Raw genomic sequence first — 14077 nt, 5'->3', positions numbered from 1 at the left:
AAACCGCCCCCAACCGGTGCACGGCAACGTATCGTAAATCGCGCAAGGGGCAATGTTAAATTAATCAGGCTACTCGGCAGGCGAAGTGCGCCCTTTAGAAATATGCAAGCACAGCAATGGATTGCTGCAAGAAGATTGCCGAGTAAGGTGCTTTCAGAAATTGATTTGGGAATTTAGGCATAGGTATGTCCATTCCAAAACCGGTCTGGGGCCGTTCCACATTATGGAACCCAAACGGCTGCTATTTTAAATTCTCAACAGAGACCCAACCCTTCGTGCCAAAATTGTCTGTTACTTCGATAAATAGTCCATTTCGCTTGCCCGTTGGGTTTAGTTTCGTACATTCCCTAAGGGAACGGAGAGCCGCTGCTTTCACATTCGGTTCTGCAAGCATTGATGTGTTCACAGCTACTGTCGCACTTGAAGAAGCCGCCGCTGCCGGTTCCTGCGTCGGCATCGACGTGAGCACGGACTGCTGGCCAACGACTGCGTTGAACGCAGTCACGAACGCTTGGGTCAACATCTGACCATCTTTGGTGCTCCCGTAGCCGGAGGCGTTCTGCACCAAGCCGCCTGTGCCGCCGAAAGTAAGCGTCGATTTTTTTACTGTTCCGGACCCAGAAACAAGCGTTGTACCAGTCGCAGGGTTAATTACGCGGATCCCGGCTGCAACAGTTTTCTTTTTTCCGCCTAATCCGCCAAGCATGCCCAGAACGGCCCCGCCCATCGGAACATTGCCGAGAAGTTGTCCGGCAGCCCCAGACCTTACGAGTCCTTCCACCGCAGCGCCTTTGGCCATCTCCATGCCCTTGTCCACTTCCTCCGCGTCACCTGCAATGACGTTCATTAGATAAGTGACCGGCTTTCCGCTTGCCATGTTGTGTGGCGTAAAACACCCAGACTCGATCGCCATCGCTGCGATTAATTCACGCGGGCTGCCCAGATTATATTTGACCCAACCTTGAGTGTCACCTTCGACGACTGCTATCGTACCCAGATTTGTTGAACATTTTGCCAGTTCTACCGGCGCTTCTTTCGCGAAGACCATGCTGTTTAAAGACAACGCCATTATTGCCGCAGTTGCTGTTTTTTGTCCAAATTTCATGATCGTTCCCCTGTTGATTCCCAAGCTTATGTCAGCAAGCTCAGATTTTATTGTAAATACGCGACAGGCGTGCCACGTATTAAAGAAGTCCATCCAGATTTAAGCAGGTGAATATGGCTGATGTTAAAGTACGTTTCTTTCAGCCCCACGAAGCTCTAACTGGCTATATTACCATTTACTACCTAACCGAGGTGACCGCCCAAGATGGAGAGCGCGTTACCGATTACCTTCATCCGGAATGGGCTAACTTGCGTTTTATTCGTGGTGTATTGCCACTCGCATCGATCGGCGTTGGGCCACTATTAGAAACGCATGCGGTCAGCGTGACTGGTCCTACCAGCCGCGCTTGCCAATTCGCTGCTGGAAATATGCGCGCGTGGGGTGTCGGATTACTGCCTTTAGGCTGGGCTCGCTTTGTTGGCGCTCCAGCTGAGATATATGCTGACCGTTTTGTGGATGGTGCGGCGGATAAAACGTTTGCTCATCTAAGCGGGCTAGGTAGCGTGCTATGTCAGGGCAATCTAGAGCTTGACCAAGAGTTGGGGGAAATCGATGCCCATTTTTTGGCCTTATTAAATGGAAATGACGATGAAGAGGAAGATCAGCGCATCATCCTAGCCCAGACAGCACTAGTGGATAGCGATGTATCTTCGGTGCTCCAGTTTTCTGAACTTGTCGGTATGTCACCACGATCAACAGAGAGGCTGTCACGACGCGCGTTCGGCTTTACGCCAAAATTGCTTTTGCGGCGCCAACGGTTTCTTCGTTCACTATCTCAATTCATGCTTGACCCATCGATGCGCTGGATCGACACACTCGACAATCAATATTTTGACCAGGCGCATTTTACGCGCGATTTCAAAAGGTTTATGGGGATGTCGGCTCGACAATATGCAAGTTTGGGTCACCCCATTTTGGGAGCAGCAGCACGTGCGCGGATGGCTTCAGCCGGTGCCGCAATGCAAGTGCTTCATTCTGCACCGGAACGACCAGAATTAGCAGCGGGGTGAATATTATATCCATTTGTAGGCTGAACCAAAGTATCTTGGCTGTCTGCATTTGGGCGCGAAGCTGTCGTGCCGCCAACTGCCCAAAACGGTTGCTTTTGGTTTTAATTGGCTAAAAGTTGCCGTTCCGCTTCCCACCCAAATGCGGTCGTTCCGAGAGCGGTGACAGTCGCCTGAATGCTGCCGCAGCGTTGATCATGGTATTCGTCTAGTCATGATGGCCGGTTTTGGGCGGATTGCCGACAGTCGGCTCGCAGGTGACTTGGCAGTCTGAGCGGACGCGAATGCAAGATTGGGTAGATGAGCTGTCTCGGGCAAATAAGGCAGCATTTTCGTCAGAAGATTCGCGCCTATTTTTGCGCCCTTGCTTTGTGATCTGCCAGATGGAGCTTGGCCGGGCACGTCCGAGCCGTTATCATGCGGCAATGCGTATTGTACTTTTGCCTTTGGTTGCCCTGTCCCTCATCGCTGCCGGGCCGATCGATCCCGCGCGGATCAAGGCCGATGTTCAGACCCTGTCTTCTGATGACTTCGCTGGACGAGGGCCGGGCGAGGAAGGGGAGGCGGCCACCATCGCCTACCTGGCCAAGCAGATGGCGGCGGCGGGGCTGGAACCTGGCGGCGAGGATGGTGGCTGGTTCCAGACGGTGCCGCTGGTACGGCTCGACACGGCTCCAGGTGGGACGGCGACGATGCGCGCTGGTGAAAAGGTGACAGTTCTTCGCGATGGACCCGATCTCGACATCAATCCGACAAATGCGGGTGTGACAAGCCTCTCCGATGCACCTCTGGTCTTTGCAGGCTGGGGAGCACCCGACCCGGCGCGGGGTTGGGATGCGTTCCAAGGGGTGGACGTCAAGGGCAAGGTGGTCATCATGCTTGCTGGGGACCCGGACTTGGAGGGCGGCAAGGACCTCGGATTCGGTGGGCGGTCCCTGGTGTTCAGTGGGCGCGGCGGTACCAAAGCAGCGGCAGCGGCAAAGGCGGGCGCTATTGGCGTGCTCTTCATCCATGAAGCTGCAGCCTATAGCTGGCCCTATGCCCAAGCCGGCGATAGCATCCGCGTGCCAAGTTTCGCTTATGCGCCGCTCAAGTCCAACACACTCCAGTTCAGCGGAATAGTGCGCGGGTCTGCGATCTTGCCCATCCTTGCGCGATTAGGGCTCACCCTTCCGGCATTGAAACAGCGGGCGCGTTCGGCCGCTTTCAGGGCATTTGCGTTAGAGGCAACCGTCAGTGTTTCCGCGACCAACATCGCTAAGGAGGTGGTCAGCCACAACGTCGTCGGCATCCTGCGCGGAGCGGACCGGCCGAACGAGTTTCTCCTTTACGGCGCGCACTGGGACGCCAACGGGCACAACGGTCCTGACCGGAGTGGCGACACGATCCGCAACGGGGCGGTCGACAATGCAACCGGCACGGCCGAACTGCTGGAGGTGGCGCGAGCCTTCTCGGCCGGCAAGCGGCCGGCGCGCTCAGTTGTATTCGCGGCTTGGACAGCCGAGGAAAAGGGGCTGCTCGGAGCGGAATATTACGCTCAGCACCCGCTCTATTCGCTGGCGCGCACCGCGGCAGTCATCAATCTCGACCCGCATGTCGTGCTGCCAGCGGCCCGCAACCTTGAGCTTATTGGGCCGGGGCAGACCGACCTCGAGGGCCTGCTCGTCAAGGCCGCAAGCGAGCAGCGCTTGCAGGTTGAACCTGAGCCCAGCCCAGAGGCTGGCTGGTACTTCCGGTCCGACCATTTCCCCTTCGCGCAACGGGGCGTGCCGGCACTTGCCTTCCGGGCGGGGCGGGACCTTAAGGTTGGAGGGGTCAAGGCCGGTCAGCAGATCGTCGAAGCCTATAATGTGCGCTGCTATCACCAGCCGTGCGATGAATTCAGTGCCAGCTGGACGTTTGCGGGCACCGCGCAGGAGGCGCTCGCCGCCTACAGGGTTGGGCAGATGGTGGCGGACGCAGTGTACTGGCCCGGCTGGCTTCCAGGCAGTGCTTACGCGGCAGCGCGCCGATCAAGTGAAGGTGAGCGGCGCTAAGACTCATCTGCGTCGATCGTGATCGGTGCGAACCTAGCTGCCGTTCCACAATTCTTGGGAGTTCGTTCAAGATCGATTGCTTATCAGCCGTGAAGGTCCAGGTTGGGCTCAGCCGAATGGCTGAACCTGGGCCGGGATCTGACTGTCTGGTTTTGGGATCGCCACGAAGTTTAGAGCACGCTAAAATCCATTGGGGCGTTTCGGTCGAGCCACTGTGGCGCTGCGGGCATGGGGTATTTTAATCCGGTCGAGCAATTGAATAACACCGCTCTGTCGGAGTGCGTAACATGTCCCAGCGCAAGGGCATCATGGTAAGCCGCAAGTGTTGCTCCACCTTCAGGACAAAGCAACAATCCGTCCAGCTTTGCTGTTTGCAACACTGCATGTTCAATCTGCTCGTCATTCACAGCCATCGCTATGCCACCGCTTTCACGGACTGCGCGTAATATCATGAAATCACCTACAGCCTTGGGAACGCGGATTCCAGCGGCCACAGTGTGCGCATTTTCCCAACGCTCAGCATGTTCGACGCCGTCATCGAACGCTTTGACGATTGGCGCGCATCCTGTCGCTTGCACAGCGAACATTTTTGGACGTTCTGGACCTATCCAACCAAGTTCTTCAAGTTCGTTGAAAGCCTTCCACATGCCGATAAGGCCAGTTCCGCCTCCGGTTGGGTAAAAGATAGCGTCCGGCAGCTTCCAACCAAGCTGTGCGGCAAGCTCCAGACCCATCGTTTTCTTGCCCTCGATCCGATAAGGCTCCTTCAAGGTCGAAAAATCGAACCAGTGCCCCTCAGCTGCTCCTTGGCCTACAATCACGCCACATTCATCAATCAACCCGTTCACGCGCCATACCCTGGCACCCTGCAAGGCAATCTCCCGGACATTAATTTCAGGCGTATCTTCAGGACACAGAACTATGGTCTCAATGCCGCATCGCGTTGCATATGCGGCCAAAGCTGCGCCAGCATTGCCGTTGGTTGGCATGGCTATGCGCTTGATACCAAGCGCTTTGGCCATTGAGACTGCCATGACCAATCCACGTGCCTTGAAAGATCCTGTAGGCAATCGTCCTTCGTCCTTCACCAGAACATTTGCGCCGCCTGATTTGGGTATGGGCACAAGCGGAGTCTCAATCTCACCAAGACTGACGATGTCTTCGGTGTTCCTTACCGGTAGCAACTCTCTCCAACGCCATAGATCAGTGCCACGACCTTCCAGCTCGGACCGCGACAGATGCGCGCGAATAGCAGCAAGATCGTACCGAACGAGCAACGGGCGTCCAGCGCGCGAAAGTCCATGGATTTGATCAGCAGGATAAATCTCACCCGTGATTGAGCATTCAAGATGCGTTACAAACGACTTGCGTTGGGCAACGATGTTGTGGGCTAATTCCATTGATACGATCGCTCCGATTAATGTGTTAGTATTCAAATATTTGAGCAATAACCGCCGTGGGGTCAACTCGTCATGAGTTGACCAATTGTCGAACGCACCGGCGTTACTTCTGCGTAAATAAACAGGCTGGAGCCTTTCAGAAGCCCCCGCTCAAAACAAAAATGTTAATCAACAATTGGCAGCCACACAGCGCTAGCAGTCGCTCCGCCGCGTTCTAACGTTACGGTCGCCTTTTGATAATCAGATTTCTTGGCCAAGAAAATGTTAGGCACAAACTTCTGCGGGTTACGATCATACAACGGAAACAGGCTTGATTGGATCTGTACCATGATCCGATGCCCTGGTTGGAACACATGATTTACTGTTGGGAGCCGAAAACTGTAGCGTTGCACTTTTCCAGCCGGAATCGCCGTTGGCTTCTCGAAGCTGTCCCGATAGCGGCCTCGGAATATGTCGAGCGAGATCGCTAACTGATATCCCCCCATTTTAGGCTCGGTCGCCATTTCATCAGGAAACACATCAATAAGTTTCACAACAAAGTCACCATCACTGCCCGACGTCTTTGCAAAAATCTCCGCTAACGGGGCACCAGACAGACGCACTGCTTCAGTTAGTACAGGCGTTTGATATGTCATTACGTCAGTTCGGCCGTCGGCATGGCGTTGGTCAGAAACAAGCCAGTCGCCCCAGCGACCATCACTGAAATTCACCGGACGAGGTAAATGCGGCACAGGTTTGTCCGGGTCTGAAACATAGCTATCACCGCCTTCTGCACCTTTGTCAAAGCCGAGCACACCATCATCTTTCAGATAAATAGCCTTGAGTGGTGCGGCGCATTTCGTTGGGCAGGCTAATGGCCAATCGGAAAACCTATCCCAGCGGTTCTCACCCGTATTATAAATGGTCGCGGCTGGCAGATTGGCTGCTGGGCCATCCTTTAGGTATTGGTTGAAAAGGGGCAGCACCATCTGCTCGCGGAAGTAGGCAGCGGTATCGCCGTCCCACTTGAACTCGCCCAGCTCTCGTCCCTCGCGATTAATTTGGCTGTGCCTCCATGGCCCCATAACCAAAAAATTGTTGGCCATTTTGCCCTTGGCTTTTAGAGCTTCCCACGCAGTGATTGCTCCGTACATGTCTTCCTGGTCCCACAGCCCCTGTTCCCACAACGTCGGCACATTGGACGGGTTGGCAGCAAGCAGCTTATCCAGAGCTTGCCCCTGCCAGAAATCGTCATAGGCTACATGGGCGACCATTTTCTGCCATGCGGGCAACTGGTCGAACCCCGATGCCTTTGCCCATTCGTTTGCCCCACCTAAACGGCGGAACTCTTCATAATTATCATATATGCCGGTCGAAGGGTCCTTGCCTTCGCCCTTGTATCCAGTCTGTGATCCGATCCATCCTATATTGGCTAAGCGAAAGGCACCGTAATGGAACCAGTCGTCGCCCATCCAACCGTCGATCATCGGACTTTCAGGAACAGCAACCTTGAGTGCAGGGTGCGGGTTAAGTAGCGCCATGGCAACCGTGAAGCCTTCATAGCTCGATCCGATCATACCGACGCGGCCGTTGGATTCGGCAAGGTTTGCTTTCTTGACCAACCAATCAATCGTATCGTACGCATCGGTTACATGATCGACACTGGTTGGATTGAGCGGCCCACGCACAGGGCGGGTGACGATATAGTCGCCCTCCGACTTATATTTTCCCCGAATGTCTTGATAAATACGAATATACCCAGCCTTCACGAATATCTCATCGGCCAAGGGCAGCGTGGAGAGGATATGCGGGCTATCCATCCGGTTGGCGCGCTTTGAAGCATTGTATGGCGTGCGCGTCAGGACGATCGGCGCGTTCGCTGTTCCTTTGGGAAACACTATCACAGTGTAAAGCTTTATGCCGTCTCGCATCGGGATCATTACTTCCCGTTTTACATAGTCGTTTGCATCTTCAGGAGGTAAGAATTTTTCTGGGATGTCGCTAGGCGGAAACTTAGCCTCTTGGGCTAATGCCAATGAAGGTACCAGAAGCGAGAACGTAATAAGCGCAACAATAATTTGCACTTTTGATAAGAATAGCTTCGTCATCCAAAAAATCTTTCTGAGGGTCGTAGTCTGGGGGAAAAACAGTTGGGAAGTTTAAATCGATCTACCCATAGCAAATAGCGCATCAATTTTGTGGGCATTCTGATCTTGGATGCTCCTGAAGAATTTTGGGCGTTGGCAGGTGGTACCGCGACTACAAAAATGCTGCCAAAAAAACCCATATTCAGCCGCTGTTTTCATCCGCCACTTTATCCTGCCACATGTCCCTGAGGGCTGTTTATCCATTATTTGGCTCGTGCTGCAATCCACTCGTCTACCCGGCGTTCGAGTATTGATAGAGGCTGCGAACCGGATGCGATGAGGAGATCATGGAATCCCTTAATATCGAATTTATTGCCCAGCGCCGCCTCGGCCCTCTTACGCTCTGCGATAATCTTGATCATGCCGATCTTATATCCCGTGGCCTGCCCAGGTAGGGTAATATAGCGACGGACTTCGGAGCGGGACCGTTCGATTGGTTGCCGACCCGTCGTGTTCATATATGTCACGGCTTCATCTTCAGTCCAACCAAGCGCATGAATACCGGTATCGGTCACGAGGCGCGCCGCGCGGAACAATTCGGCATCCAACCGCATAAAATCAGCCGCGACGTCAGGAAAAGCATTCATTTCCTTGCATAAGGCCTCAGCGTAAAGTCCCCAGCCTTCACCAAATGCTACATAGCCGGTCACTGAACGGAACTTTGGTCCTCCACTTTGCCGGACCTGGATGTCGCCTTGGGTATTGTGGCCTGGAACGGCTTCGTGACACATCAGTGTATAAAGTGCTGCAGGGTCGCCAGTATTTCCGGCGAGGTGAACATATGTGCGAGCAGGACGCACACCATCGGGACTTGGCGCCGATGCATGCGCTGCGCCACCGGCAACTTCACTAAAAGCTGGCTCGCGAACCACCTCGATCCGGTAAGCTGGCAACATACCAAAATATGCCGGAAGCAAAGTGCGGGTTTTAGCGACAAACGCATTGGCGGTGGCGAGATATTCGGCGCGTGAGGCGTCGTCATAGGGCTTGGGCGGAAAAAGCTTTGCGCGTTCGGCATAAAAAGCGCTTCGGTCCTTGAATCCTGCAGTTTGTGCCAACGTATCCTGCTCGGCTTCGATCCGCGCCACCTCTTGAATACCAATCTTGTGGATCTGGTCGGCGCTATAATCAGTCGTTGTATTCAGTTTTAGCTCGTTTGCATAATAAGCGGCACCGCCGGGTAGCGAAATAGCGCCGACGCGACCACTCGGCGCATCCGGCAAACTGGCCTTCGCCCATTCAATCACTCGACCATAAGCAGGTTTTAACGCCAATATGGCAGCGCGCGCTTCCGCAAGCAGCGTGTCGGCTTCTTTGCGCTGAAGTTTGTCTGACGAGACGAGAGCTTCAGCCTTCGTCTGAACGTCCGCCCACAATGCCGTATCGGGGCCTTTATCAAATGGGGCGCCGCTAGTCAGCTTTTCACTGCCTCCGATAACAGTTTCGATCTGAAATTTTGGCGCTCGAACGCCAGCACGCTCGCTGGCCTTGCTTCGGTCGATTGCGACATCGAGCACAGCCGGTATTCCGCGCAGCCGAGCGATATAATTCCTCAAGTCCACGACATCTGCAACGCTGTGCGTATTGACTAAGAAATCGGCCAATTGGCTATGCGCTGAATATAGCCGAGAATAAAAAGGTGGCCGATAGACCCGGTTTGCATCGGCAATGACTGCACGATCAGCTTCAAGTGCCCAGATGTCGTAATTTACCTGCGCTTCGGGTGAAAGAGCGTCGCGATTAAAACTCGCCTTCATTCGGGCGACGCTTGCGTTACGCCAAGCGACTTGATCCGCTGCAGCCTCGTCGCTTATGTCATTCCAACGATCTCCTCCTTCTTTCATGCCCAGACGTGTGGCAATCTGAGGCTGCTGCTTCAGATACTCGCTGAATTCACCGTCGAGAAATGCAGTTAGACGGGCGTCCTCCGTTTCAGGAACCGCCGCCAGCGTAAGCTCTTGCGCACGCGCAGGGCTAACTGACAAGAGTGATGCCGCGATTGCAGTGACAACGCAGGCGTTCAGAATGATTTTCATTTTATCTCCGCAGATGGATAGCAATGGTAATGGTCCAGATGTGTAATGAGAAGCTTACTCAGCTAATCGACTGTCAGCCATTGCCAACAGCATCAGCAATCCAGTCGACATGCCTTTGACGCTTTGATTTTTTTCCACGTCAATCCATTCGTCGAGTGAATGTGCTCGGCCGCCACTACCGCCCGAACCTATCGTCAAGGCTGGGATACCTATACTCATGGGGAGATTGGAATCGGTAGACGAAGACACCAGTTTTGGTTTCAATCCATTTGCACGGATAGCACTAGTAACAATTTGCGTGATGGCCGCGCGTTCGTCCGTCATCCCGGCTGGACGATCGCCGATCAGCTTGGTTTCGGCAACGATTTCACCTTCACGTGTTGAACGGGCAGCGTTCTCGGCATTCGTGCTTTCCTGCACGATAGATAGAAACCGTTGTTCGACTTTGTTTAGCTCGGCAGGACTTTCAGAGCGGAAATCAAATTCCATGAACACTTCATTTGGAATGGAGTTAACTGACGTTCCTCCGCCCGTGACCGATGCAGCATAAGTCGTTTTGGGTGAAACGGGAACAGCTGTTTTGTATAACTCGGTAACGGTCCGGCCCATGACCACCATGGGATTTACCAGACCGAACGCACTGTAGCTATGGCCGCCCGGCCCTTTATAGGTGATCCGATATCGCCGCGAACCGACGCCACCGTTGACGACACGTTCCGGGTCAGTGCCGTCCATCGACAGAAACGCCTTCACGCGGTCTTTGTATTTCCCCTTTGTCAGAAGGTACCGCACGCCGCGCAGGTCGCCGGGGCCTTCTTCACCAACATTGCCAACGAATAATATGTCAGTGCGTGGACGGACATTCTTGTCCTTCATGGCACGCGCATATGCGAGAATGACGGCCAGGCTTCGGGTATCGTCCCCAATCCCTGGAGCATAAAGTTTGCTGCCTTCACGACGCACTTTCAACGGCGTTCCTTCGGGAAATACTGTATCCAGATGGGCGGCAAGGACAATTACTGGACCACCTGCGGGCCCTGATCCGGGATAAAGGCCGGTTGCATTCCCCTCAGCATCAATCTCGACATCCTGAAGGCCCGCGGCCAGAAGCATATCCCGATACGCCTTTGCACGTTCTGCCTCCTTGAACGGCGGCGCCGGGATTTCAACAAGCTTTATGACATCTTCAACGATGCGCTCATGTTCGCTATCAAGTTGTTTGACCATGGCGATATAGTTTGCACTTTTTGCGACCCGTTGCACCGCTTCGTCGCTTTTCGCTGGCGTCACCGTCGATGCTAAGGACGCAATCATTATCAAGCCTGAGGTTAACTGCATATGCGACATCCTTGTTTTTGGTTTTCAACAATAGCCATGCGAACACCGTTAGCTGAAAGCAAGCCTCTTGCAGACATTCGCCTAGGCATGATTCAACGCTATTTACCGTCGTCAGTCCCCGTCGGTTTCTCCAGCACCGGAAATTGAATGCCAAGCTGGTCTAGATAGGTCGGATATCGCACTGGGTCATAATAATATTTGCTGAGCTCAGGCTTGTAGCGGGCCATGATCTCGGCGTTTATCACGATCGCGGGTTTGTCGTCCGGTCCGATCATCGGCAGATATTTCTGCGTCTTGGTTTGGACGTTTGTGAAATAGTCTTTTGCCGCCTGGCGCAGCTTGGCATCAGTGAGAAGATCAAGTGTGGTCATAGCGATTACCTTTGCGCCCGCTACCACGCCTTTGTGTGCAATGGGCGTCGCCATCGCGATTGCATTCGACCAATGATGGCCAGGCAGTTCCGGAATGTTGGACGGATAGTTGATGGTAATCGTCGGGACGGTCCATGACACATCGCCGATGTCGTCGGACCCGCCGCTTTTGGGTTCCGCCAACGGTGACTTAAGCTTTTTAAGCTCGACAGCAAGACCCTCCTGCTTCTCTGCTTGGGTATTCTTCTGGACGAGCTTGGCAAAGGACTGTTCTCCAGAAGTCCATTTCGGGAGCCCGACCGCTTTAATGTTTTCATAGGCAGCTTCCGCAATCGGCCGATTGAAGTGCCTCGGGGCCGCAGAGCCAATGATGCGGCGCGTGACCGTTGTATCTGTCATCTTCGCGGCAGCTTCCGATATCACATTGCCGATGTCGAAGCTTTTCTGAATGCCCTTGAAATCCTGTTCGCGGAAGAAGTACCAAACTGACGCCACGGACGGCACAACGTTCGGCTGATCGCCACCGTCGCTGATGACGTAATGCGAGCGCTGCTCGGGGCGGAGATGCTCACGCCGCATATTCCAGCCCATGTTCATTAGCTCGACGGCATCGAGTGCTGAGCGGCCACGCCACGGGGCCGCGGCCGAATGTGCGCTTTCGCCGTTGAAGGTATACTCAACCGATACAAGACCGGTGCCCGATGGCTGGCCCCATGCTGTTTCGAGGTTACTACCAACATGCGTGAACAGCACTGCGTCAACGTCTTTGAATACGCCAGCGCGCACCATGAACGCCTTGCCCGCCACCAGTTCTTCGGCGACCCCCGGCCAAAGCACCAACGTGCCAGCAATGTTGTGACGCTTCATCAGATACTTGACCGCTAGCGCCGCGACGATATTCACCGCCTGTCCGGAATTATGCCCTTCGCCATGCCCGGGGGCGCCTTCGACGAGCGGCTCACGCCATGGGATGCCTGGTTTCTGGTTGGCCTTCGGAATGCCGTCGATGTCGCTGCCTAATGCGATCACCGGCCCTCCGGATCCGTTGGTCCAGCGGGCAACCCAGCCGGTTGGAAGTCCTGCAACGCTGCGCTGGATCTCAAAGCCTTCTTTTTCGAGGATGTTGGTCAGATATCTGGCGGTCTCATATTCCTGGAACGCAAGTTCGCTGAAGCTGAACAAGGAATCGTTGATCTCCTGGGCCATTTTCGTGCGTGCCTCAACTTCGACCACAGATTGAGACTTGAGAGTGCTCACTGGCGGTGCAGCTAAGGCTGATGCCGCTGACCCGCAGATCAACACTAAAACAATCGCTGAAACAGCGAACCTTTGCCTGATCATCACACTCTCCCATCTTCAATGTATCGCTTAACGTTATCGGTCGAATTTCTCAAAAGCAAACTGTGCGGAAGGCTCATGAGCAAATGTCCGCTTTCCAGAGAGTCCCGGGTACATGCGATTCACTGATTTTGAGAGTAATGCAGAACGGCTCCAAATAGCTGCCTTTGCGCTTACGACAACATTGCGGACTTTAGTATGCCGCCGTATCGCCGCCTAAGGAGAAGTGATTTGCCGTATTATATTGTTACAATGACTCACCCGGATGGCGAAGGTTGGGGTCTGCATGTTCTCGCGCATGTTGCCTTCCTCAAACGGTTGATCGATGCAGGACAGGTTCTGGTTTCTGGGCCGGTTAGTGGCCTTGGTAAGAGGGCGGGGTTCATAATTATGACGGTAGGAAGTGTCACCGAGGCTCGTGATCTCATCGCGCAAGACCCGTTTGCGGTAGAAGGGTTAATCGACGAACTTACCATTTTGGAATGGACGCCCATGTTCGGCTCTCTAAACGGGACTAAGTCAGCTCTTGCAAGTTGAGGGACGATTCTTCTTCCCGCAAAGGGCTGCGTCATGACAGATGTGCCAAAGATGATTGCTGATTTAACAAGCGCAATAGAAGACCCGCAGGGCATCGCCTTGGAAGCTCAAGCGCCGACCCTGTCATCAGACACTCAGCTTTGCCTACTTGCTTCATTTGCTCTGGCTTGACCTCTTCATGAGCAATGTCCCAAAGACCAGCAAGGCCTCTTCGGAGTTGCCGTCCTGAATGTGGCGGATGATCCTTACACAGGCTGTTAAAACGGCCTCTCGATGTCAGAGCGGCGTGCGACCACAGCTCTCTTGCGGGCAGCGCGAGCGGCCGGAGTGCTGGGTGTGCCGAGTATATGCTCTATTTGCGATATCGTGCAGTCAACCGTTGCGCCGTTTCATCAAGATGCCGTCTTTTCAAAGTGTGCTCCGATAGGCACGTCGACCAAGTTGCTCGCGGGTAAAATATTGGTCAAGTTCGAGACCTAGTTCCAATGCGGCGTGCGGTTCCAACTAATGCTGGTAGATCGGATTGTTGACTTCGATATAGGTAGCGTCGCTTGCCTGCAATACTGCGCGATGCTTTGCACTCTCTGCATAAAAATCCTCACGTGCAAGAAGTGCGCTGCGCGAGTTTTCTGGAGTATATCAATGAATTAACACGGACACAGCAAACACTGGCCTCGTCTAACCTATTCTAAGTCATTGAAAAAATGGTAGACGCTGAGGGGTTCGAACCCACGACCCGCTGATTAAGAGTCAGCTGCTCTACCAACTGAGCTAAGCGTCCCC

At 54.0% G+C, this 14077-nt stretch carries 10 protein-coding genes and 1 tRNA gene; 4 read left to right on the top strand and 7 right to left on the bottom strand.

The features are described 5' to 3' along the window. Positions 1 to 241: 241 nt before the first annotated feature. Complete coding sequence (locus ACLL9E_RS03230; protein ID WP_411290301.1) at positions 242 to 1105, bottom strand: SH3 domain-containing protein; 864 nt, start codon at positions 1103 to 1105, stop codon at positions 242 to 244. A 113-nt stretch (positions 1106 to 1218) separates the two neighbouring features. On the opposite strand from ACLL9E_RS03230, the gene ACLL9E_RS03225 reads away from it, so the two are divergent. Next, positions 1219 to 2115, top strand: coding sequence for a helix-turn-helix domain-containing protein (locus tag ACLL9E_RS03225; RefSeq protein ID WP_411290300.1), 897 nt, complete (start codon positions 1219 to 1221; stop codon positions 2113 to 2115). Positions 2116 to 2537: 422 nt separating this feature from the next. After that, entirely contained in the window at positions 2538 to 4148 is a 1611-nt protein-coding gene (locus ACLL9E_RS03220; protein ID WP_411290299.1) for a M28 family peptidase, read from the top strand. A 170-nt stretch (positions 4149 to 4318) separates the two neighbouring features. On the opposite strand, the gene ACLL9E_RS03215 is transcribed toward ACLL9E_RS03220, so the two are convergent. The 5 genes from ACLL9E_RS03215 to ACLL9E_RS03195 all read right to left on the bottom strand — a co-directional run bounded on the left by ACLL9E_RS03215 (position 4319) and on the right by ACLL9E_RS03195 (position 12760). Continuing rightward, positions 4319 to 5548, bottom strand: a complete 1230-nt coding sequence (locus ACLL9E_RS03215; RefSeq protein WP_411290298.1) for a threonine synthase — start codon at positions 5546 to 5548, stop codon at positions 4319 to 4321. 164 nt (positions 5549 to 5712) lie between these two features. Further along, positions 5713 to 7635 (bottom strand): CocE/NonD family hydrolase, encoded by a 1923-nt coding sequence (locus tag ACLL9E_RS03210; protein ID WP_411290297.1) that lies wholly within the window; start codon positions 7633 to 7635, stop codon positions 5713 to 5715. A 242-nt stretch (positions 7636 to 7877) separates the two neighbouring features. Continuing rightward, complete coding sequence (locus ACLL9E_RS03205; RefSeq protein WP_411290296.1) at positions 7878 to 9710, bottom strand: DUF885 domain-containing protein; 1833 nt, start codon at positions 9708 to 9710, stop codon at positions 7878 to 7880. Positions 9711 to 9764: 54 nt separating this feature from the next. Next, the gene (locus tag ACLL9E_RS03200) at positions 9765 to 11048 is read right to left on the bottom strand and encodes a M20/M25/M40 family metallo-hydrolase (RefSeq protein WP_411290295.1); all 1284 of its coding nucleotides are present in this window, start codon (positions 11046 to 11048) and stop codon (positions 9765 to 9767) included. A 98-nt stretch (positions 11049 to 11146) separates the two neighbouring features. Further along, positions 11147 to 12760, bottom strand: a complete 1614-nt coding sequence (locus ACLL9E_RS03195; RefSeq protein ID WP_411290294.1) for an amidohydrolase — start codon at positions 12758 to 12760, stop codon at positions 11147 to 11149. 228 nt (positions 12761 to 12988) lie between these two features. Here ACLL9E_RS03195 and ACLL9E_RS03190 point away from each other — a divergent pair, with 228 nt between their 5' ends. Both ACLL9E_RS03190 and ACLL9E_RS03185 read left to right on the top strand, forming a co-directional pair. Further along, a complete protein-coding gene (locus ACLL9E_RS03190; RefSeq protein WP_411290293.1) occupies positions 12989 to 13294 on the top strand; it encodes a YciI family protein in 306 nt (101 codons plus the stop codon). Positions 13295 to 13327: 33 nt separating this feature from the next. After that, positions 13328 to 13465 (top strand): hypothetical protein, encoded by a 138-nt coding sequence (locus tag ACLL9E_RS03185; protein ID WP_411290292.1) that lies wholly within the window; start codon positions 13328 to 13330, stop codon positions 13463 to 13465. Between the two features lie 534 nt (positions 13466 to 13999). Here ACLL9E_RS03185 and ACLL9E_RS03180 read toward each other — a convergent pair. Next, positions 14000 to 14075: transfer RNA gene (locus ACLL9E_RS03180), tRNA-Lys, on the bottom strand. Positions 14076 to 14077: the final 2 nt, after the last annotated feature.

The sequence above is a fragment of the Sphingorhabdus sp. genome, from assembly GCF_046596595.1.
Classification (GTDB): domain Bacteria; phylum Pseudomonadota; class Alphaproteobacteria; order Sphingomonadales; family Sphingomonadaceae; genus Sphingorhabdus_B.
The sequence above is the reverse complement of the archived record's forward strand: the minus strand, read 5'-3'. Positions and strand labels throughout refer to the sequence as shown.